The following is a 20453-nucleotide window of genomic DNA, read 5'->3' as shown; positions in this document are numbered from 1 at the left end:
ATGCGCGAGAACCTCCATCGTTTCTTTCGGGCGGCTCGCGGCGCCGGCGTTCACGTTTCGCCGGCCGAAAGCATCGATGCGATGCGCGCGGTCGCGCAGGTCGGCCTTTCCGACCGCGCCGTCCTGCGCGACGCCCTGCTCCTGACGCTTGCGAAATCGCAGGACGAGAAGCTCGCGCTCGGCGACTGCTTTGACCTGTTCTTCAGCCAGCCGGAGCCGCGGCAGGATCAGGCCGAAGCCAACAGCGAGGACGACGCTTCGCAGGATCCGGATCAGTCGCCCTCCTCCGGCGCAGCTAGCGAAGCGGGCGACAGCCAGCCTCCCGAGGGCCTGGGTTCGCTCGCGCAAATGCTGCTGTCGCAGGATCGCAACGCGGTCGCTGCCGCCATTGCCAGCGCCTCCGGTGCGGCCTCCCTGTCGGACATCCGCTATTCCACCCAGCGCGGCATCTTTTCCAGCCGCATCCTCGATGCCATGGGTCTCCAACGCCTGCGCGACGATCTCGATGCGCTGACCGCGACCAACCCGGCACTGGCGGAACGTCTGCGCACCGCGCTCGACGCCTTGCGCGAGGCCGTGCGCGACACCGTCTCGCAGGGGCTTGCGCTCTACGCCCGCGAGGAGGCCGAAAATCTCCGCAACGAGATCCTGCGCAACGCACCGCTCGCGCGCATCGAGCGGCGCCAGGTCGCAGAAATGCGCGCCCTGATCCGCCAGATCGCGCGCCGCCTGCGCGAGCGCTATTCGAAGCCGCGCAAGCGCCAGCGTCGTGGTCATCTCGATGTCCGTCGCACGCTCCGGCGCAATGCCGCCTGGGGCGGCATTCCGTTCCTCACCGCATGGAAGCGCAAGCATCGCGACCGCCCGAAGATCGTGGCGCTCTGCGACGTCTCCGGCTCGGTCGCACAAGTCTCCGATTTCTTTCTGCTGCTGATCCACTCGCTGCACGAGGTGGTCGACGACGTCCGCTCCTTCGCCTTTTCCTCGCACATGATCGAGGTGAGCGATATTTTGGAAAAGAAATCGCCCGAAGAGGCGATGGCCGAGATCATGTCCAAGGTCGGCTTCGGTTCGTCCGACTACGGCTCTTCGCTGGTCGACTTCGAGAAAGACTTCATGAGCGCGCTGACGCCGCGGACCACGGTGATCGTGCTTGGCGACGCCCGCAGCAACAACCTCGACCCGCGCGCCGACATCCTGCGCCGTATCTCCGAACGCTCGAAGCGACTGGTCTGGCTCAATCCCGAAGGACGGCTTGCCTGGGGCTTTGGTGATTCCGAGATGCCGCGCTACGCGACCTTCTGTACGGTCGTGCGCCAATGCGCCACCGCGCAACAGCTCGAGCGCGCGGTGTCCGACATCGTGGCGACCTATCAATAGGCCTGCTCAGCGCGGGCAGCGTCAGTTCCGCGCAAGCTCCACTTGGCCAACATTGCACTCCCGAAAATGATAGGCAATTTCGTCGAGCGCGCGCTGCTCCCATTCCTCGGCTTGCGCGAGCCAGAAAATCCGGCGATTGAAATCGCGCGCCGCACGCTCACGGCATAGCGATTCCTGACTGCGAATTTCGACCAGCCTGTTCATGCACTCCACTCCTGCAGCGTGAAGTCATTCCTCGGGAAACACAGTAACAGAGTCCTCAACCTTTCACCTCATGATTCCTGTGCATATTGCGACGCAGAATGGGACAGCAGCGCTGCCCGTGCATCGCAACAACTTGCTGCGCAACATCAAGCCGACATCATCAATATGTGATCGAAACGCGGGACGATATTTGCAATCCAGCGATCTTTACTCTTGTGTCGCAATGAAGTGCGGTAATTCGTGAAGAGACGTTCTAAACAGCACACCGAATTCCCGACTCATTGTCGTCGCATGGTCTTCACGCAGCCCCGCTAACAGATGCGCTCGAATGGCACGATCGCTTGAGGCAACATGAGCAACGACATCGACTTCGATCTCTCGCCGGACCAATGGGAAGCTCTGCGCTCGCTTCGCCATCCGGTGTCGGGCGGTCGCCTCTCGAGGACCTATCTCATCGAGGGTCTCGTCAAGTTCGGCCTCGTTGTTGTCAATGACGGCGTACCCGTGATGACGCCCACGGGGCGCAAGGCGCTCGTGCGCGGATCGTGCCGACTGCTGGATCTAGCGGCCTAGACGGGTACGGCCTGATCGCCTGCACGATCCCGCGCGGGCGTATCCGCGGACGTCAGTCGTTCCATTTGAGGAGCGGCGTTCCATACGCCCTCTTCCAGACCGACAGGAAGCGGGGAAACCAGGAATGAGCCACGGCGCCCTTGTAAGCCCAGGTGCGGTACTTCAGCCCCTGCTCCGAGATCAGCTCCTGATATCCGCCGTGGAGTTCGGTCGCGGTGCGAATGTCCTTCAATATTCCTTGCGCACAGGCCCGGTAGTTGGCGCGGCTGGAGGCATCGTCGTAGTCGAGCATACGGTCCGCAAACTCGACATTGAACGTCGGCCAGGATGAACGTCCCTGATAGGCGGGAGCCGCAATCTTGTGGATCAATTTGTTCCTGGGATTATCCACGGACACCAGAAAGTGGAACGTGGAGGGTATGCGGAAGCGCGGCTCGGCGATGATCAGATCCGCCGTGGCCGCGAACAACGCCCGCTCGCTGGCATCGTTCATATCCCAGAAACCGCGATGCACGCCGACGAAATCCAGCGCGACCGCGGACACCGGCGGCCGCTTCGGACCATCCAGGGAATGCCTGATGTAGCCGTCTTTGCCGAACAGACGGAGCAGGTCCTCCTTGTACTGCGCGAGATCGCGTCCGAGCCGCCGCTTCAGCTCGTTCTCGTCGAGGATTCCGAGTTGCACGCTCCACAGGAAGGTCGTGTAGACGCAGGCATTGGTGACAAAGCGCCTGCGTTCCGCACGGGTATCGGTTGCGGCCGAGCGAGGGCCGCGGGCATCACACAACAGATACCTGGTGCCGCCATCGTCGAACGGCTCGAGCTCGCTTGCGAGCTGCAGGATCGCACGCTTCAAGTCATCGCCATATTCCGCCTGCAGCAGCCGGCCGGCATGCGCGCATTGGGCCATCGCCAGATAGGACGGCGCCCTCTGGTCGGCCGAGATCATCTGCTGCAGGCCGGCGAGAATACCGAGCAGCGTGTCCGAAGGACGCGAGAAATAATCCACGCCGAGATACCGGCCGCGCCCCGCCGGAACGATGGTCGTCGTGACGACATCGGCACGAACCGCCTCCAGCAACAAACGGACACTCTTGTCGAGCAGCCGAGCCCGCCGCACCGCGTCCTGCGCATCCATGATGGTCTCGGGGTCGAGGACGTCAGGATAGAACCAGGCGAAGTCGCGGGGGTAGTAGGCCGACGCATGCGGCGCGCCCGTGACGAGGAAGGCCTCGTTCACCGAAAAGGCGCTGTCCATCGAGTGCCGGTAAAGGTCCTCAATCGCCGACAACGAATCGCGCGATTGTCTCAGGAACCGATCACCGAGAAAATTGACCGCCTGGAGGGCGTTGGCCAGGAAGGTCGCGGCCACGCCTTGGTAAAATCGGTTTCCGCGATCTGAGGGCAACGAGATATCGCTATTCATATGTAGCCAGGTCACTCCGATGGTGCGGCCACCATCCGAAGCATGGCTGATTCGTATTTCCTCCAGATGACGTATCGGCTCCCGGGAGTGGGGCTTATCCGACCCAGCCGGGTCTAGCCTTCCCGTGGCCTGAAATTCTCGATCACCCGCAGCAGCACCCGCGCACCGGCGTCGGCATCTGCGAGCTCCACATGCTCGTCCGGGTGGTGGCTGATGCCGCCGCGGCAGCGGACGAAGATCATGCCGACATCGGCGATGTCGATCATGGCCATGCCGTCGTGCCCTGCCCCGCTCGGAAGCTCGAACACGGAAAAGCCCTCCGCGCCGATCGCCTGCGCGATCTGTTCCTTGAGCCACGGCGCGCACGGAGCGGTGCGGTTCTCGTGGGTGACGTCGAGCTGGAGGGCGAGGTGGCGGCGCGTGGCGATGGCCTCGATCTGGCGGACGATATCGGCGACCGCGCGTTTGCGGTGCATGTCGGTGGGCGCCCGCATGTCAATGGTGAAGGACACCTCGCCCGGGATGACATTGGTCGCGCCGGGCCTCGCCTGGATGTAGCCGACAGTGCCGACGAGCCCACTTTCGTCGGTGCGACAAAACTGCTCGATCGCGCCGATGCATTCGGCCGCGCCCGCAAGCGCATCACGCCGAAGCGCCATCGGCACGGTCCCGGCATGCCCGGCCATGCCGGTCAGCCGCGCGGCAAGCCGCGTGGCGCCGGCAATCGCAGTGACGACCCCGACAGGCAGGTCCTGCGCTTCCAGCACCGGCCCCTGCTCGATGTGCAATTCGAGATAGGCAAGCAGCTCGCACCGTGTCCGCGCGGCCGCTCCGACATGATCGGCGTCGAGGCCGAACTGCACGAGCGCATCGCGCATCGACACTCCGTCGCGGTCGCGCACATTCAAGACACTCTCATCGAAGGTGCCGGCCACCGCACGGCTGCCGAGCAAGGTCGAAGCGAAGCGCACGCCCTCCTCGTCGGCGAAGCCGACGATCTCGATCGCGAACGGCAGGCGCTTGCCACGGCGATTGAGATCGGCAACGCAGGCAATGGCCGTGATCACGCCCAACGGCCCGTCCCATTTGCCGGCGTCGCGTACGGTGTCGTAGTGCGAGCCGAGCATCAGGCAAGGCGCACCCGGCCGCTCGCCTTCGTAGCGGCCGCAGACATTGCCAATCGCGTCAAGGCGGGCGCTCATGCCGGCGTCGCGCATCCAGCTCAGGAGGAGGTCCGCCGCCTCGCGCAATTGCCTGGTGAGATAGATGCGGGTGAGGTTGTCGCCACTTTCCGAGAACGCAGCCAGATCGTTGATCCGACGCACGATCTCTTTGCCGAGCGATGCATTTTGAACGGCGTTGACGGCACCCATCTCGACGAGTTCTCTCTTCCCTGGGGCCGCGGCAGAGGCCATCCTGGCGACACCGGCGCCCATACCGATCGACGCGTGACTAGCATGAATGCGCCTACGTGGCAGGCCATGCCGTGCCAGTCGTGCACAGGGGCGCGCCAGCACCAACTAGCCCGTTCTTATCAGGCCCCAAGGGGCCGCAAAATCAATATTTTAGTCAGTTATCCGGAACATGCGGTCAATCATCACGGCCGGCTGGTAGCGATGTTCCGCGGCGAATTCGTGTATGAAAGGCGAACAAGCGAAGCCGATCTCGCCATGTGCGTCTGGCGCATGGCGGGGCAATGATCGCGGAGGGTCGATGGACGGCGCAACGAAGCGTGACGAGCAGTTTCTGCGTTTGTCCTTCGCGGTTGCGCAGCGCTCCCTCACCCATGGCAACCACCCGTTCGGCTGCATTGTCGTCGATGCCGACGGTAAGGTGCTTATCGAGGCCGAGAACGGCTACATGCCGGATCATGACGGCACCGCGCATGCCGAACGTCTGGCGGCCACCCAGGCCTGCCGCACACTCGACCGCGGGGTGCTGGCGACAGCGACGCTCTATTCCTCGGCCGAGCCCTGCGCGATGTGCGCCGGCGCGATCTACTGGGCCGGCATCGGCCGCGTCGTCTATGGCCTCAGTGAGCATCGCCTGCGCGGCGTCACCGGCAACCATCCGGAGAATCCAACCCTCGACTTGCCGTGCCGCGAGGTCTTCGCCAGCGGCCAGCGACCGACCGAAGTCATTGGTCCGATGCTCGAGGAGGAAGCCGCAGCGCTGCACGATGGTGTGTGGACGACGTAAGCGTTACCACAAGCCCGGATCTGTGGGGCGGGCGAAGGCGACCTTGCGCCGTCCCCACCATCGGGCTGATCCGGAGGCAGAAGTGGTGGGCACGCTTCGCTTGGGCCACTCTACAGACTGCCCAGCGCCTGGCGATCAGAACTTCACGGTGATGCCGGAGTAGAGCGAGGATTCGGTGCACGACCCCGTGCTCACCCTCGCGCCGCCGACCAAGGTGGTGCAGCCAACCGCGTTGTTGTGATCGAGGCCGAACTTGTTCTGCCAGTAGCGATAGGCGACCCAGACGTCGACGAAGTGCGAGTACTTCTCGCCCCAAATCGCCTTCGAGGCATCCATCGTCAAGCGGATCGGCTCGGAATTTAGCTCGACCTTGGTGGGATAAACGCCGTTAGCCACGCTGGCCGGAAGCGGTTCGGTGTCGGTGCCCTTCTTGCCATACCAGCCGGCGCGGCCGCTGATCGAGAAGTACTGCATGTTTGCCGGCAGGAAGCCGAGATCCATGTAGTAGTTGACCTCGACGGCCCAGGTCGGCTTGAACGAGGTGTTGCCATCCGCAAGGCAGGTCACGCCGGGAACGCCGGGACCGAACAGTCCGCACTGGCTGAATGAGTTGTGATTGGCGAACTCCCAGTACACCAGCGGCGCGACGTTGATGTAACCCTTGTAGGGCAGATCGAACGCAAATTGCAGACCGCCGACGACGTCGCGCTTGGCGGCGCCGAAATACCTGTTCTCGGTATTGGCGTCCATGCCGACCTCGAACGAGATGTTATGGAGCGGCCCCGCGGTAAAGGCCTTGGTCTCGAACAGCTCATTCCAGCCGAATGTCGAGCGGAACAGCCCGTAGATCTCCGTCGCACCGGCGCAGGTTGCCGGCGCGCCAAAGATCGTGCCCGCGTTGGTGCAGGGCCCGGCCGGGTCGTTGTGATCGGACTTGAACATCGAGATGGTGAAGAAATTCGTGCCGTATGCCCAGGCGTCGAAATGCGTGAACGAGTAGACCTGCTTGGTGGTCTTGCTGTCGATCGACCCATCCGGCCGGGTCGACCACGCACCAGGCTGCGAGGCGTCGAAGATGTACGAGAAGGTGACGCGGTTATCGATCACCAGGAAGAACGGAAGGTCCGCCGCCTTCTTGGCGGCCTTGACCGGCAGATCCGCGGCCTGAGCCAAGCCACCGGTGGCGAGCGTCGCAAGCGACAGCGCCGCTGCTGCAACCGACTTGAAACGAAACGACATCCTGAATACCCCCAAGTTGGACCCGTCAATGAACGCCCCTTGGGTGCGACACTTGCGCCGATCTCTCGGAGGGAGAAGCCTCAACTTTTTTCAAGGCATGCTGCTTGTTTTGGCACGAAGCGGCGCTTCTCAGTGATATCTCGTCGTCAAGTTCGCAGCGGTTACGCCGCCGGCATGGCCGGCTGTTGCCAGACATTGCCGTTTGATTTCGCTGTTCTTTCATGTCCGGCGGATGTTTGGGGTACGGACCAATCAGGAGCCAATGTCGCGTCGATACGCGTTGCACAATCGCGATGGCGCAACTTTGCTCACTGCGACGTCAGGTCTGCACAGCATGGTCCGATTTGGCTTAGACCGTCACAAATCTGCAACAGGCGCCGCGAGAGCCGCGCCCGCGAGGGCGTCTGAGCAGGATCTTGTGTCCCAGCCAACGCGGGCACAGTGCCTGCCGAAGCGTTGAGCAAGGGATGACGCATTTTCGCACCTTACGCCGCGGGTCAAACTGGCCCACTATCGGGTCATTTCACCATGCAAGCGCATCAGCGAATGTTGGATTCGACACCTGACGGCCTGACTTCCAGCGAGCCCCCGCTGCTGCGGACGATCGGACTCTCCAAACGCTATGGCGATTTCCTCGCCAACGATGCCATCGACATCGATATCCGGCCGGGCGAGATCCACGCGCTGCTTGGCGAGAATGGTGCCGGCAAGTCGACGCTGGTCAAGGCGATCTATGGGCTGATCCAGCCCAGCGCCGGCGAGATTCGCTGGCAGGGCCAGCCGGTCGTGCTGTCCGGTCCTTCCGAAGCACGCAGTCTTGGCATTGGCATGGTGTTCCAGCACTTCTCGCTGTTCGATAATCTCACCGTCGCCGAGAACGTCGCGCTCGGCCTCGACGGAAAAGAATCATTCAAGGACATGTCGGCGCGGCTGGAGCAGGTGTCGAAGACCTATGGCCTGCCGCTCGATCCCAGACGCGAGGTCTGGCAATTGTCGGTCGGCGAGCGCCAGCGCATCGAGATCGTCCGCGCGCTGATGCAGGATCCGAAATTTCTGATCCTGGACGAGCCCACTGCCGTCCTGACGCCGCAGGAGGCCGATCAGCTTTTCATCGTGCTGGAGCGACTCAAGGCCGAAGGTCGCGCTGTCCTCTACATCAGCCATAAGCTCGAGGAGGTGAAACGGCTCTGCGACACCGCCACGATCCTGCGCGGCGGCAGGAAGGTCGAGACCTGCAATCCCCGGCGCGAGACCGCCGCTTCGCTCGCACGCATGATGGTCGGCGGCGACATCAAGGAAGTGAAGGCGGCATCCGGCCGGAAGACCACCGTGCCACGGCTCGTCGTCAACGATCTCTCGCTTGCGCCAGCCGAGGCGCATGGCGTGCGGCTCGAGCACATCTCGTTCGAGCTGAAGGGCGGCGAGATCCTGGGCATCGCCGGCGTCGCCGGCAATGGGCAGGACGAATTGTTCGCCGCGCTGTCCGGCGAGCGTCTCTCGAAGGATCCAGGCACGATCGTGATCGAAGGCATCGCCGCCGGCCATCTCTCGATCACGCGGCGGCGCAAGCTGGGAGCAGCCTTTGTTCCCGAAGAGCGGCTCGGCCATGGTACCGCGCCTCGCATGAAGCTTTCGGAGAACGCGTTGCTGACCGGGCATGCCGCCAGTGGCATGGTCCATCACGGCTTCATCGACACCGCGGCGACGCTGAAGACGGTCGACCGTGCGACCGAAACCTTCGACGTCCGCAAGGCCAAGCGAGATCCCGAGGCTGCCAGCCTCTCGGGCGGCAATCTGCAAAAATTCATCGTGGGACGCGAAATCCTGCGCAACCCTGCGGTGCTGGTGGTGAGCCAGCCGACCTGGGGCGTCGATGCCGGCGCCGCCGCCGTGATTCGCCAGGCGCTGCTCGATCTCGCAACCGCAGGCGCCGCCGTGCTCGTGACCAGCCAGGATCTCGACGAGCTCACCGAGATCGCCGACCGCATCGCCGTGATGTTTCACGGCAAGCTGTCGGCACCGCTCGCCACCCGCGAGGCCAGCCGCGAAAAGCTCGGCCTGCTCATGGGCGGCAGCAGCCTCGAGCCGAAGGAGGCCTCGCATGCAGTTGGTGCTTGAGAAGCGCGCCGAACGCTCTGGCGCGATCGCGCTGGTCTCGCCGCTGATCGCAATCGGCCTCACCATCGTGACCATGGTCATCCTGTTCGCGATCCTCGGCAAGAATCCGCTGCTCGCCCTGCATGCCTATTTCATCGCTCCCCTGACCGACGGCTATTCTCTTCAGGAGATCGCGGTCAAGGCGACGCCACTGGTGATGATCGCGATCGGGCTGTCGCTCTGCTATCTCGCCAATGCCTGGAACATCGGCGCCGAGGGCCAATTCCTGATCGGCGCGGTTGCCGGAAGCTGGATCGCGGTGAAGACGCAAGGCACCGACGCCGGCGCCTGGGTGCTGCCGGCCATGCTCGTCCTCGCCGCCGCGGCAGGCGCGCTCTATGCGCTGATGCCCGCGATCTGCAAGGTGAAGTTCGGCGCCAGCGAGATCTTGACCAGCCTGATGCTGGTCTATGTTGCCGACCTCTTCCTCGACTATCTCGTGCGCGGACCCTGGCGCGATCCCCAAGGCTTCAACTTCCCGACCACGGCGGAGTTCGATCCCGTCGCGACCGTCCCGTTGCTGATCGAGGGCGGCCGGCTTCATCTCGGCTCGATCATTGCGCTTCTTGTCGTCGCCGCAGCCGCAATCCTGCTCGGGCGCACTATCAAGGGGTTCGAGATCCGCGTGGTCGGCGCAGCGCCCCGCGCGGCACGGTTCGGCGGCTTCAATGCCAACCAGCTGACCATCCTGACCTTCGCGGTGTCAGGCGCGCTCGCAGGGCTTGCCGGCATCATCGAGGTCGCGGGTCCGGTCGGGCATCTCCAGCCCGGCATTTCTCCAGGCTACGGTTTCACTGCGATCATCGTCGCCTTCCTCGGCCGGTTGAACCCGCTTGGAATATTAATTGCAGGACTTTTCCTTGCACTGACCTTTATCGGCGGCGAGCAGGCGCAGATCGCGATGAAGATCCCATTGGATGTCACCAAGGTCTTTCAGGGCATTCTGCTGTTCTATGTGCTCGCCTGTGATTCCCTGATCCTCTACCGCTTCAAACTGAGTTTCCCGAATCGTCAGGTGGCCCGTGGAACTCATTGAAGCCATCATCCTCGCCGTGCTGGCCGCATCGACGCCGCTGCTGATCGCCGCGACCGGCGAGCTCGTGACCGAGCGCTCCGGCGTGCTCAATCTCGGCGTCGAGGGCATGATGATCGTCGGCGCGGCCTGCGGCTTCGCCGGCGCCTGGCTCACCGGATCGGTGTTCGTCGGCACGCTGTGCGGCATCGTCGCGGGCACGATGATGTCGCTGATCTTCGCACTGATGGCGCTCGGGCTCGCCGTCAACCAGGTCGCGACGGGTCTCGCGCTGACCATCCTCGGCGTCGGACTGTCCGGACTGATCGGCGCGGGCTTCGTCGGCGAGCGCATCACGCCGGCAGTCCATCTCGCCATTCCCGGCCTTACCGACATCCCGCTGGTCGGGCGCGTGCTGTTCGGAGAGGATGGCTTCGTCTACGTCTCCATTGCCCTCGTCATTGGCGTCTGGTGGTTCCTGTATCGCACGCGGGCGGGATTGATCCTGCGCGCCTGCGGCGACAATCACGTCTCCGCGCACGCGCTCGGCTATCCCGTGCTGCGCATCCGCACCTTCGCCGTGATGTTCGGCGGTGCCTGCGCGGGCCTTGCCGGCGCTTATCTGCCGCTCGCCTACACGCCGTTCTTCATTCCCGGCATGACCGCGGGGCGCGGCTGGATCGCACTGGCGCTGGTGGTGTTCTCGTCGTGGCGGCCGGGCCGACTCGTGATCGGCGCCTATCTCTTCGGGGCCGTGACCATCCTGCAGTTGCACGCGCAAGGCTGGGGCATCGGCATTCCCTCGCAATTTATGTCGGCGCTGCCTTATCTCGCGACGGTCATCGTGCTGGTCCTGCTCTCCCGCGCGCGCAGCGGCGGCTCGACCGCACCGGCCGCGCTCGGCACCGTGTTCGTGCCGGACCGCTGAGTTGCATCTCCGCAACGGCGCGATGGGGCGCGCAGATTGCGTATCGTGGCTTTCCCCTGATGTTTGGAGATCGATGATGAGGAAATCAATTCTTGCGCTGGCCACCGGACTTCTGCTTGCCGGCAGCGTCAGTGCAGCCTCCGCCGCCGACAAGCTCAAGGTCGGCTTCATCTATCTGGGTCCGATCGGAGATTTGGGCTGGACCTATCAGCACGATCTCGCGCGGCAGGCGCTGGTGAAGGAACTGGGCGACCAGATCGAGACCACCTATCTGGAGAACGTGCCCGAAGGCCCCGACGCCGAGCGCTCCATCGAGCAACTCGTCCGCGCCGGCAACAAGCTGATCTTCACGACGTCGTTCGGCTACATGGATCCGACGCTGAAGGTCGCGAAAAAATATCCGAACGTCCATTTCGAGCACGCCACCGGCTACAAGCGCGCCCCGAACATGTCGACCTATTCGGCGAAATGGTTTCAGGGCCGCTACATCCAGGGGCTCATCGCCGCCAAGATGTCGAAGTCCGGCGTGCTCGGCTATATCGGCTCGTTTCCGATTCCGGAGGTCGTCTCCGGCATCAACGCGACGATGCTGGCGGCGCAGACCATCAAGCCTGACATCAAGGTCAAGATCATCTGGGCCAACACCTGGTTCGACCCCGGCAAGGAGGCCGATGCCGCCAAGGCGCTGATCGACCAGGGTGCCGACGTCATCATGCAGCACACGGATTCGCCAGCCGCGATGCAGATCGCCAGCGAACGCGGCAAGCTCGCCTTCGGCCAGGATTCCGAGATGATCAAGTTCGGGCCCAAGACCCAGCTGACCTCGATCCTCGACACCTGGGGCCCCTATTACATCGAGCGGGTCAAGGCCGAGCTCGCCGGCACCTGGAAGTCCCAGGACAGCTGGGGCGGCCTCGACAGTCACATGTTCGCGATGGCGCCCTATACCAACATGCCTGACGATGTGAAAAAAATGGCTGAGGATGCCCAGGCCGCGATCATCGCGGGCAAGCTACATCCGTTCAAGTGCCCGATTGTTGGGCAGGACGGCAAGCCGGTCGAGTGCAAAGGCGGCGATCACCTCGACGACAGCCAGATTCTCGGTATGAATTTCTACGTGAAGGGCATCGACGACAAGCTTCCGGGCAAGTAGCACGCTTCTTGCTTTACCCAAATCACCTGCTCCTCCCGGAGGAGGTTCGGAGGGGGTGGCCAGAAGCACCCGGCACTTGTGGTCGCCCCCTCTTTCATCCCACCCGCATGGCCTGCGCCGCTGAACTGTGGCGGCGGATGAGGGCTGCCACGTCGAGGCCCGGGATGGCGCCATCGATCACGGCCCATCTTCCCGCCACCATCACCCGGTCGGCCCGATGCGCTCCGCACAGCACCAGCGCGGCCAAGGGATCCCCATGGCCGGAGAAGCGCAGCTCGTCGAGCCTGAATAGCGCAAGGTCCGCAGCCTTGCCGACTGCGATCTCGCCGAGTTCCGGACGGCCGACGCAACCCGCCGAGCCCCTGGTGGCCCAGCGCAGCGCATCCTTGTGGCTGACTCTCGCTACGCCATAGCGCGCCCGTTGCAGCAGGAAGGCGGCACGGACCTCCTGCATCAGGTTCGAACCGTCGTTCGAGGCCGAGCCATCGACACCAAGCCCGATGCCGACACCGGCCTCCTCCAACTCGCAGACCGGGCAGCAGCCGGACGCCAGCAGCTGATTGCTGCACGCGCAATGGCTGATGGTCGTCTTCGCCTTGCCGAGCCGCTTCATTTCGTCGGCGTTGAAGAATATGCCGTGGGCGAGCCAGGTTCGCGCGTTGAGCCAGCCGCACTGTTCGAGATAGTCGAGCGGTCGGCAGCCATACATCTGCTGGCAGAAATTGTTCTCGTCCTCGGTCTCGGCGAGATGGGTGTGCAGTCGCACGTCGAGCTTGGCGGCGAGATCGGCGGTGGCGCGCATCAGCGACGTCGTTACCGAGAAGGGCGAGCACGGCGCCAGCGCGATCTGCACCATCGCATCCAAACCGCGCTGGTGATGCTTAGCGACCACGCGCGCGCTGTCGGCAAGGATCGTGTCCTCGTCCTGCACCACGCTGTCAGGTGGCAAGCCGCCGTCGCGTTGCGACAGGTTCATCGAGCCGCGCGTGAGCAAGACTCGTACACCGAGCCGCTTCGCCACGGCGACCTCGATATCGACGGCGTCTTCGAGGCCCGCGGGGAAGACGTAGTGATGATCCGTCGTGGTGGTGCAGCCCGAGAGCAGCAATTCGGACATCGCCACGGTGACGCCGAGCTCGAGCGCCTCGGGCGTCAGCCTTGCCCACACCGGATAAAGCGCCTGGAGCCAAGGGAACAGCTCGCGGTCCATCGCCGCCGGCAGCGCGCGCGTCAGCGTCTGGTAAAAATGATGATGGGTGTTGATCAGGCCCGGCAGCACGACGTGTTCGCTGGCATCGAACACCACGACGCCGGCGGTCGCAGGCGTGGCGCCGGCCGGCACCAGCTCGACGATCCGGCCGTCCTTCACCACGATCCCGCGCGCGGCGCCATCGGCGAGGATGGCCAGGGGATCCCTGATCCAGATCGGCGTTGCATCGCTCATGATCCCGCTTCTCCTCACACCCGCTGACGGCCGAACACCGGCCCGGTCACCTTCGCGCGACCACTTGTTTGTTGCGACTTGGCTCCGGTCTTGCAAGACTCATCGGCACGATTCACCGGCGGAAGCTTTGGCGCGGCCATGGATTTGAATACCATCACGACCGTGGCCCATCCGCAAACACGGGCGCAATTACCGGCCTGGGCGGCAGGCGATGCCTGGCTCGCGGGCGGCACTTGGCTGTTCTCGGAACCACAGGCGCACCTTGCACGGCTGATCGATCTCACCGATTTCAAATGGCCGGCGCTGACGATCAGCCAAAGCCAACTCTCCATCGCCGCCACTTGCACGATCGCGCAACTCGACGGACTTGCCTGCCCGTCCGATTGGCTTGCCGCGCCGCTGATCAACCAATGCTGCCGCGCCTTTCTTGCATCGTTCAAGATCTGGAAGACCGCGACTATCGGCGGCAATCTCTGCATGTCGCTGCCGGCGGGACCGATGATCTCGCTGACCGCGGCGCTCGACGGCGTCTGCACCATCTGGAGGGCGGGCGGCGGCGAACAGAGGATTCCCGTCGTCGACTTCGTCACCGGCAACCAGCGCAACCGCCTGACGCCGGGCGACCTGCTCCGGCAGATCGATATTCCGATTGCCGCGCTGAAACGCCGCACGGCGTTTCGCCAGATCTCGCTGGCGCCGGTCGGCCGCTCGGCGGCCCTTCTGATCGGCAGCCTCGATGCCGATGGCACGCTGACGCTGACGGTCACGGCGTCCACGGTGCGCCCGATCCAATTGTCGTTTGCCAAGCCGCCCGATGCGGGCGCACTTCGCGATGCGATCGTCCAGCAGATCACGGACGATCTGTACCACTCCGACATCCACGGCCAACCGCTCTGGCGCAAGCACATGACGTTGCGGCTCGCCGAGGAGATTCGCCGCGAACTCCTGGGGGCAATGCCGTCATGAGTTTCGAGGTCAACGGCCAGCCGTTTGCGCGGGGCCCGCGTGCCGGCCAGTGCCTGCGCACGTTCCTGCGCGAGCTCGGCCATTTCGGCGTGAAAAAGGGCTGTGACGCCGGCGACTGCGGCGCCTGCACCGTGCTGCTCGACGGCGAGCCGGTGCACAGCTGCCTGATCCCGGCCTTCCGGGCCGAGGGACACGCCATCACCACGATCGAAGGTCTGGGAGGAGACCACGGCACGCATCCGATGCAGCAGGCCTTCCTCGACGCGCAGGGCTTTCAATGCGGCTTCTGCACGGCAGGTATGATCCTGACCTGCGCCTCGCTGAACCAGGCCCAGCGCACCGATCTCGGGACGGCGTTGAAGGGCAACATCTGCCGCTGCACCGGCTATCGCGCGATCGAGGATGCGTTGCTGGGCAAGACCAATGTCGAGGCCAGCGTCGAGGCCGGCGCCGCCTTCGGCCGCAGCCTGCCGGCCCCCGCAGGCCCCGATATCGTGCGCGGCACTGCGCGCTATACCTTCGACACCGCCATGGATGGCCTGCTTCACGTCAAGCTGGTGCGTTCGCCTCATGCGCACGCCAGAATCGTCGCGATCGACAAGTCGGACGCCCTGCGCGTACCCGGCGTGCACGCGGTGCTGACGCATGAAGATGCACCTTCGATGCTGATCTCGACCGCGCGGCACGAGATGGACTGGATGGACCCCGAGGACACCCGCGTTCTCGACGAGGTCGTCCGCTTCATCGGCCAGCGGGTTGCCGCGATCGTCGCCGAGAGCGAAGCCGCCGCCGAGGAGGCATGCCGGCGGATCAAGGTGGGTTACGAGATCCTGCCCGCGCTGATCGATCCGGAGCAGGCGATGGCGCCGGGTGCGCCCATCTTACATCCCGACCGCACCTCCGCGAACCGCATCGCCGATGCCCAGCGCAACCTCGCCGCGGAAACGCATGGCGAGTACGGCGATGTCGCAACCGCGCTCGCGACGTCTGCCGTCACCTACGAGGGCACCTTCCACAGTCATCGCGTGCAGCACGCGGCGCTGGAGACCCATGGCGGCCTCGCCTGGCTCGATGACGCGGGCGTGCTCAATGTCCGCACCTCGACCCAGGTGCCATTCCTGACCCGGCGCGCGTTGGCAGACATCTTCGAGCTTCCTCCCGACAAGGTCCGCGTGTTCTGCGAGCGTGTCGGCGGTGGGTTTGGCGGCAAGCAGGAGATGTTCGTCGAGGACATCCTCGCGCTCGCTGCGCTCAAGACGGGACGTCCGGTGAAGCTGGAGCTCACCCGTGAGGAGCAATTCATCGCGACCTCGACGCGGCACCCGATGCGGGTCCACATCAAGGCCGGAGCGGATGCCGACGGCAAGCTCACCGCGCTCCAGCTCGACGTGCTCTCCAACACCGGCGCCTACGGCAATCACGCCGGCCCGGTGATGTTCCATTCGCTGTCCGAGTCCATCGCCGTCTACAATTGCCCGAACAAGCGGGTCGACGGTTACGCCGTCTACACCAACACGGTGCCGGCGGGCGCGTTTCGCGGCTATGGCCTGCCGCAGACGCTGATCGCGATCGAGGCCGCGATCGACGAGCTGGCCAAGCAACTCGGCATCACCCCCTTCGAGATGCGCCGGCGCAACATCGTCAGGGACGGCGATCCCATGCTGTCGCCGCCGCCGTCCGAATTTCACGACGTGCTCTACGGCTCCTACGGGCTCGACCAATGCCTCGACCTCGTCGAGCGCGCGATGCAGGCTGACGGCCCGCAGCCGGACCTGTCGCAGGATTGGCTGATCGGTGACGGTGTCGCGCTGACCATGATCGACACCGTGCCGCCGGCAGGCCATTTCGCCGACGCGACGATCGCGCTCAACGACGACGGCGGTTTCGATCTCACCGTCGGCACAGCCGAATTCGGCAACGGCACCAGCACGGTGCACCGGCAGATCGCCGCGACCACGCTGGCGACCACGGTCGACAGGATCCGCCTGCGCCAGTCCGACACCGCCCATGGCGGCCACGACACCGGCGCCTATGGCAGCGCGGGCACGTTCGTCGCTGGCAAGGCAACGCATGCGGCATCCGTGCAACTCGCGGCCGAGCTGAAGGCGGCCGCCGCCGGCACGTGGCTGTGCGACGTCGGGAGTTGCGTGCTGGAGGATAACGCGGTCGTCAGCGGCGTCCGGCGCATGCCGTTTGCGGAGCTGGTACAACTCTCTCGCGCGCGCGGGCAGCCATTCTCAGGCATCGGCAACTCCGCGGGCACGCCGCGTTCGGTCGGCTTCAACGTCCATGGTTTTCGCGTCGCCGTGAACAAGGCCACCGGCGAGCTCAGGATACTCCGGAGCGTCCACGCCGCCGACGCCGGCGTCATCGCCAATCCCATGCAGTGCCGCGGTCAGGTCGAAGGCGGCGTTGCACAGGCGCTCGGCGCTGCGCTCTACGAAGAGATGGTGATCGACGCCGAGGGGCGCGTCACCAACCCGAGCTTCCGCGACTACCACCTGCCCTCCTTCGCCGACGTCCCGCGCACCGACGTGTTTTTCGCCGAGACGTCCGACACGATCGGGCCGCTGGGAGCGAAGTCGATGAGCGAGAGTCCGTACAATCCGGTTGCGGCCGCGCTCGGCAACGCGATCGCGAATGCCACCGGCGTCCGCTTCACCGCGCCGCCGTTCAAGCCGGACCGGCTGTTTCCGGCGCTGCACGCGAAGTTCGGGGACTAGCTGCCGCGATAGGTCGAATAGCTCCAGGGCGTGACCAAGAGCGGCACGTGGTAGTGGCCCTCCGGCTCGCTGACGGCGAAGCGCAGCGGGATCTCGTCGAGGAATGGCGGGTCCGTGAGCTGCACGTTGCGCTCGGCGTAGTATTTGGCAACGCTGAATTTGAGCTCGTAGCGGCCGATTGGCAGCGGACGACCACCGATCAACGGCTGATCGGTGCGACCGTCGGCGTTGGTGACCGCGCGCGCGATTACACGGCTCTCGCCGAGGCTTGCGAGCTCAACGAGCTCAATCGGAATCCCCGGCGCCGGCTTGCCAATCTGATTGTCCAGCACATGGGTCGAGAGCCGGCCGTGCACCTTCAGCCTGTCATCGGCCATGACGAGCTGATCCAGCCGCAGTGCGGAGATGCGGCCGATCTCCTCGATCGCACGCCGCGTCTCGGTCTTGGCGATGTTGCGCAACCGGGACTCGAAATCGTGCAGCACGGAATCCCTGGTGTGGCGGCGGATGCAGACGATATAAGGGAAGCCGAACTTGTCGCGGTAGGCATTGTTGACGCGCTCGAATGCGGCGTATTCGGCGTCCGACAGGCGGTCGAGGCCGGCGCTGTTCTGCTCGTCGGTCGATTCCGCCGTGAGACCGGCCGCACGCTGGGTCTTGTTGGCGAGATCTGGATGCGCACGCAGCAGCGCCAGCTGCACATCCGGTTCGGCGCTCTGGATCGCCGCCATCAGTGCCGCGTGCAACTGGTTGATGCCGGTGAACGGCCGCTGCTCGGCTAGCTTCTCGGCGATCCACGGCGAATATTCGACGACGTTGGCGAGCGCGGCGACGAAGTCGGCCTTGCTTGCTGCGTTGAGATCGGCGAGCGAAATCTGCGGCATTGTGCCCTCATCCGATCTCGAACGCGTCGAGATGCGCGAGCCTGTCGTGCCAGTGCTGCGCGATCTGCAGCCGCGTCGGGACCCAGACGCGCTCGTGCTTGCCGATGTAATCCAGGAAGCGCATCAGCCCCGCGGCGCGGCCGGGCCGGCCGGCGAGGCGGCAGTGCAGGCCGACCGACATCATCTTCGGCGCGGTCTCGCCTTCGGCGTAGAGCACGTCGAAGGCGTCCTTCAGATAGGTGAAGAACTGTTCGCCCTCGGCAAAGCCTTGCGGGTTGATGAAGCGCATGTCGTTGGCATCGAGCGTGTAGGGAATGACGAGCTGCTTGCCGTTCGCACCCGTGATCCAATAGGGCAGATCGTCGGCATAGGAGTCGCAGAGGTAGATGAATCCGCCCTCCTCCATCAGCAGACGGTTGGTGTTGATCGAGGAGCGCCCGGTGTACCAGCCGAGCGGCCGCGATCCGGTAGCCTCGGTGTGGACGCGGATCGACTCGGCGATCTCGGCGCGCTCCTGCGCCTCGGTCATGTCCTTGTGCTCAATCCATTTCAGGCTGTGGCTGGCGATGTCCCAGCCCGCCTCCTTCATGGCGGCGACGATTTCGGGATTGCGCTTCAGCGCAGTGGCAACACCGAACACGGTCGTCGGCCAGTTGCGCGCGGTGAACATCCGCCACAGTCGCCAGAAGCCGGCGCGCGAGCCATATTCGAACATCGACTCGATATTGGCATGGCGCTGGCCGGGCCAGGGCTGGGCGCCGAGCACGTCGGACAGGAACGCTTCCGAGGCGGGGTCGCCGTGCAGGATGTTGTTCTCGCCGCCCTCCTCGAAATTGACCACGAACTGCACCGCAATCCGCGCATTGCCGGGCCACTCGGGGTGCGGCGGGTTGCGGCCGTAACCGCGGAGATCGCGCGGGTAGCGTGTGTCAGCCACTCAGACTTCCTCGAAGCGGATCGGCAGCGCACCCTTCCACAGCACGCTCTTGCCCAGCGTCGCCAGGTTCTCGAGGCCCGAGGTCAGCGTGATGAAGTGGTTGCCGGCGAGCTGGCCCATCTTGCTCGCGAAGTGGACGCCGCCATAGGCCAGCAGGATCTCGGTCTCGCTGATGCCGCCAGGATAGAGGATGATCTGGCCGGGCGCGGGATAGCTGGTGTGGTTCTCGTAGCCGACGCCGAAATCGAGATCGCCGAGCGGCATCCACACGCCCTCGCCGCTCCAGCGCACGTGGATGATGTGGCTTTCGAACGGCAGTGCCTTGCGGAAGGCGGCGACGGTCTTGGGTGCCGCTTGTTCCTCGAAGCGGGCATCGAAGGTGAAGTCGCCGGCACGGATAACGAGTTTGCTCATCTCATCTCTCTGGATCGGGGCAGGTGGCCCCACGGATCATTTTACGGATCATTTTCAAGCAAAGAGCATTCCCGACAGTTTCGCGCAAGGGGCGCGGGCGCATCACCTGCGGTCGTAGGACCAGCCGAAAATGCCGCTCCGCCGCGTCTCCGGTTCGGGCTCGGCGGCCGGCGGCGCTTCCTTCAATTCCGCCTGCGGCGGCGGGGGCGGCGCCGGCAGGTTCTCGCATTTCATGGAGTAGACCAGCTTGCCGTCCGCGGTACGGCCGATCGGGGCACAGGGATCAGGATGTCCGGCCGCAGCCTTCGGCGCCAGCTTGACTTGCGCGGCCGCGGGCGAGGCCAGCAGCACCAGGACCAGCAGATATTTCGACATCGTTGTCGCCAGAAGCTCGATCGGCCCATTGAACCGGATTGCGGCGGGCAAGTCCATCGGCGCCGGAGGGCATGATTGCCGAATATTTAGCCGTGTCCCGGACGCCATGCAGCGTAGGCTCGGGCACGACAGCGGCGTCATCACGCTCCGCTCTCCCGGATGCTCCCGTGCACATCCCAGTGACGGTGCCGTAGGGTGGGCAAAGGGGCACAGCGCCGTGCCCGCGATCTCCATCCATAAACAACACAGACGTGACGCACGCTTGCGCTTTGCAGACCCTACGAGACTTTCAGCGCAATCAACTAGCAGACAAGCCTTTGCGTTCTCGCGGCGCAATTCGCCCGAGCTTTGCTTCGTCGCTCCACCCTCCAATCCAAGAGGGCGCAGGGAAGGCCGGGTGCCGGCTGGCACCCGCGGTCCGCTGCGCGAAAATGCACAC

18 protein-coding genes are annotated in these 20453 nt (G+C 64.6%); 9 read left to right on the top strand and 9 right to left on the bottom strand.

Annotation, left to right across the window (positions count from 1 at the left end):
- A complete protein-coding gene (locus JQ580_RS31180) occupies positions 1-1380 on the top strand; it encodes a vWA domain-containing protein (protein ID WP_212284786.1) in 1380 nt (459 codons plus the stop codon).
- A 21-nt stretch (positions 1381-1401) separates the two neighbouring features.
- On the opposite strand, the gene JQ580_RS31175 is transcribed toward JQ580_RS31180, so the two are convergent.
- The gene (locus JQ580_RS31175; protein WP_212284784.1) at positions 1402-1584 is read right to left on the bottom strand and encodes a hypothetical protein; all 183 of its coding nucleotides are present in this window, start codon (positions 1582-1584) and stop codon (positions 1402-1404) included.
- A gap of 351 nt (positions 1585-1935) precedes the next feature.
- Between JQ580_RS31175 and JQ580_RS31170 the strand changes: the two genes are divergently transcribed.
- Complete coding sequence (locus tag JQ580_RS31170; RefSeq protein ID WP_212284782.1) at positions 1936-2157, top strand: hypothetical protein; 222 nt, start codon at positions 1936-1938, stop codon at positions 2155-2157.
- A gap of 52 nt (positions 2158-2209) precedes the next feature.
- On the opposite strand, the gene JQ580_RS31165 is transcribed toward JQ580_RS31170, so the two are convergent.
- Entirely contained in the window at positions 2210-3583 is a 1374-nt protein-coding gene (locus JQ580_RS31165) for a hypothetical protein (RefSeq protein WP_212284780.1), read from the bottom strand.
- A 113-nt stretch (positions 3584-3696) separates the two neighbouring features.
- Positions 3697-4956, bottom strand: coding sequence for an allantoate amidohydrolase (locus tag JQ580_RS31160; RefSeq protein WP_212284778.1), 1260 nt, complete (start codon positions 4954-4956; stop codon positions 3697-3699).
- A 340-nt stretch (positions 4957-5296) separates the two neighbouring features.
- On the opposite strand from JQ580_RS31160, the gene JQ580_RS31155 reads away from it, so the two are divergent.
- Positions 5297-5782, top strand: coding sequence for a nucleoside deaminase (locus tag JQ580_RS31155; RefSeq protein WP_212284776.1), 486 nt, complete (start codon positions 5297-5299; stop codon positions 5780-5782).
- A 135-nt stretch (positions 5783-5917) separates the two neighbouring features.
- Here the strand turns inward: JQ580_RS31155 and JQ580_RS31150 are convergent, their stop codons facing one another.
- Complete coding sequence (locus JQ580_RS31150) at positions 5918-7021, bottom strand: hypothetical protein (RefSeq protein WP_212284774.1); 1104 nt, start codon at positions 7019-7021, stop codon at positions 5918-5920.
- Positions 7022-7549: 528 nt separating this feature from the next.
- Here JQ580_RS31150 and JQ580_RS31145 point away from each other — a divergent pair.
- The 4 genes from JQ580_RS31145 (at position 7550) to JQ580_RS31130 (ending at position 12271) form a co-directional block, all read left to right on the top strand.
- On the top strand, positions 7550-9139 hold the full coding sequence (locus JQ580_RS31145; RefSeq protein WP_409363238.1) for an ABC transporter ATP-binding protein: 1590 nt from the start codon (positions 7550-7552) through the stop codon (positions 9137-9139).
- The gene (locus JQ580_RS31140) at positions 9123-10214 is read left to right on the top strand and encodes an ABC transporter permease (protein WP_212284770.1); all 1092 of its coding nucleotides are present in this window, start codon (positions 9123-9125) and stop codon (positions 10212-10214) included. The genes JQ580_RS31145 and JQ580_RS31140 overlap by 17 nt, the downstream gene beginning before the upstream one ends.
- Entirely contained in the window at positions 10201-11118 is a 918-nt protein-coding gene (locus JQ580_RS31135) for an ABC transporter permease (RefSeq protein ID WP_212284768.1), read from the top strand. Before JQ580_RS31140 ends, JQ580_RS31135 begins: the two co-directional genes overlap by 14 nt.
- A 76-nt stretch (positions 11119-11194) precedes the next feature.
- Positions 11195-12271, top strand: coding sequence for a BMP family ABC transporter substrate-binding protein (locus tag JQ580_RS31130; protein ID WP_212284872.1), 1077 nt, complete (start codon positions 11195-11197; stop codon positions 12269-12271).
- Positions 12272-12365: 94 nt separating this feature from the next.
- On the opposite strand, the gene JQ580_RS31125 is transcribed toward JQ580_RS31130, so the two are convergent.
- Positions 12366-13715 carry an 8-oxoguanine deaminase gene (locus JQ580_RS31125; protein ID WP_212284767.1) on the bottom strand — a complete coding sequence of 450 codons (1350 nt, stop codon included), beginning with the start codon at positions 13713-13715 and terminating at the stop codon, positions 12366-12368.
- Between the two features lie 138 nt (positions 13716-13853).
- Here JQ580_RS31125 and JQ580_RS31120 point away from each other — a divergent pair, with 138 nt between their 5' ends.
- The gene (locus JQ580_RS31120; RefSeq protein ID WP_212284765.1) at positions 13854-14681 is read left to right on the top strand and encodes an FAD binding domain-containing protein; all 828 of its coding nucleotides are present in this window, start codon (positions 13854-13856) and stop codon (positions 14679-14681) included.
- Positions 14678-17404: a molybdopterin-dependent oxidoreductase gene (locus tag JQ580_RS31115; RefSeq protein ID WP_212284763.1), complete on the top strand. Its 2727-nt coding sequence runs from the start codon at positions 14678-14680 to the stop codon at positions 17402-17404. The genes JQ580_RS31120 and JQ580_RS31115 overlap by 4 nt, the downstream gene beginning before the upstream one ends.
- Here JQ580_RS31115 and uraD read toward each other — a convergent pair.
- The 4 genes from uraD to JQ580_RS31095 all read right to left on the bottom strand — a co-directional run bounded on the left by uraD (position 17401) and on the right by JQ580_RS31095 (position 20014).
- Positions 17401-18288: a 2-oxo-4-hydroxy-4-carboxy-5-ureidoimidazoline decarboxylase gene (gene uraD, locus JQ580_RS31110; protein ID WP_212284761.1), complete on the bottom strand. Its 888-nt coding sequence runs from the start codon at positions 18286-18288 to the stop codon at positions 17401-17403. The genes JQ580_RS31115 and uraD overlap by 4 nt on opposite strands.
- A gap of 7 nt (positions 18289-18295) precedes the next feature.
- Positions 18296-19225, bottom strand: coding sequence for an allantoinase PuuE (gene puuE / locus JQ580_RS31105; protein ID WP_212284759.1), 930 nt, complete (start codon positions 19223-19225; stop codon positions 18296-18298).
- Positions 19226-19639, bottom strand: a complete 414-nt coding sequence (locus JQ580_RS31100; protein WP_036045261.1) for a DUF3830 family protein — start codon at positions 19637-19639, stop codon at positions 19226-19228. It abuts the gene before it with no gap.
- A gap of 102 nt (positions 19640-19741) precedes the next feature.
- Positions 19742-20014 carry a hypothetical protein gene (locus JQ580_RS31095; protein ID WP_212284757.1) on the bottom strand — a complete coding sequence of 91 codons (273 nt, stop codon included), beginning with the start codon at positions 20012-20014 and terminating at the stop codon, positions 19742-19744.
- Positions 20015-20453: the final 439 nt, after the last annotated feature.

The sequence above is a fragment of the Bradyrhizobium sp. SZCCT0148 genome, from assembly GCF_018129985.1.
Taxonomy (GTDB): Bacteria; Pseudomonadota; Alphaproteobacteria; order Rhizobiales; family Xanthobacteraceae; genus Bradyrhizobium; species Bradyrhizobium japonicum_H.
This window is presented reverse-complemented; position numbering and strand designations above follow the sequence as displayed.

Bases quoted from the DNA above. Each gene is read 5' to 3' on its own strand.
- JQ580_RS31180 (WP_212284786.1), top strand. From the start codon at position 1: ATGCGCGAGAACCTCCATCGTTTCTTTCGGGCGGCTCGCGGCGCCGGC.
- JQ580_RS31175 (WP_212284784.1), bottom strand. From the start codon at position 1,584: ATGAACAGGCTGGTCGAAATTCGCAGTCAGGAATCGCTATGCCGTGAG.
- JQ580_RS31170 (WP_212284782.1), top strand. From the start codon at position 1,936: ATGAGCAACGACATCGACTTCGATCTCTCGCCGGACCAATGGGAAGCT.
- JQ580_RS31165 (WP_212284780.1), bottom strand. From the start codon at position 3,583: ATGAATAGCGATATCTCGTTGCCCTCAGATCGCGGAAACCGATTTTAC.
- JQ580_RS31160 (WP_212284778.1), bottom strand. From the start codon at position 4,956: ATGGGTGCCGTCAACGCCGTTCAAAATGCATCGCTCGGCAAAGAGATC.
- JQ580_RS31155 (WP_212284776.1), top strand. From the start codon at position 5,297: ATGGACGGCGCAACGAAGCGTGACGAGCAGTTTCTGCGTTTGTCCTTC.
- JQ580_RS31150 (WP_212284774.1), bottom strand. From the start codon at position 7,021: ATGTCGTTTCGTTTCAAGTCGGTTGCAGCAGCGGCGCTGTCGCTTGCG.
- JQ580_RS31145 (WP_409363238.1), top strand. From the start codon at position 7,550: ATGCAAGCGCATCAGCGAATGTTGGATTCGACACCTGACGGCCTGACT.
- JQ580_RS31140 (WP_212284770.1), top strand. From the start codon at position 9,123: ATGCAGTTGGTGCTTGAGAAGCGCGCCGAACGCTCTGGCGCGATCGCG.
- JQ580_RS31130 (WP_212284872.1), top strand. From the start codon at position 11,195: ATGAGGAAATCAATTCTTGCGCTGGCCACCGGACTTCTGCTTGCCGGC.
- JQ580_RS31125 (WP_212284767.1), bottom strand. From the start codon at position 13,715: ATGAGCGATGCAACGCCGATCTGGATCAGGGATCCCCTGGCCATCCTC.
- JQ580_RS31120 (WP_212284765.1), top strand. From the start codon at position 13,854: ATGGATTTGAATACCATCACGACCGTGGCCCATCCGCAAACACGGGCG.
- JQ580_RS31115 (WP_212284763.1), top strand. From the start codon at position 14,678: ATGAGTTTCGAGGTCAACGGCCAGCCGTTTGCGCGGGGCCCGCGTGCC.
- uraD (WP_212284761.1), bottom strand. From the start codon at position 18,288: ATGCCGCAGATTTCGCTCGCCGATCTCAACGCAGCAAGCAAGGCCGAC.
- JQ580_RS31100 (WP_036045261.1), bottom strand. From the start codon at position 19,639: ATGAGCAAACTCGTTATCCGTGCCGGCGACTTCACCTTCGATGCCCGC.
- JQ580_RS31095 (WP_212284757.1), bottom strand. From the start codon at position 20,014: ATGTCGAAATATCTGCTGGTCCTGGTGCTGCTGGCCTCGCCCGCGGCC.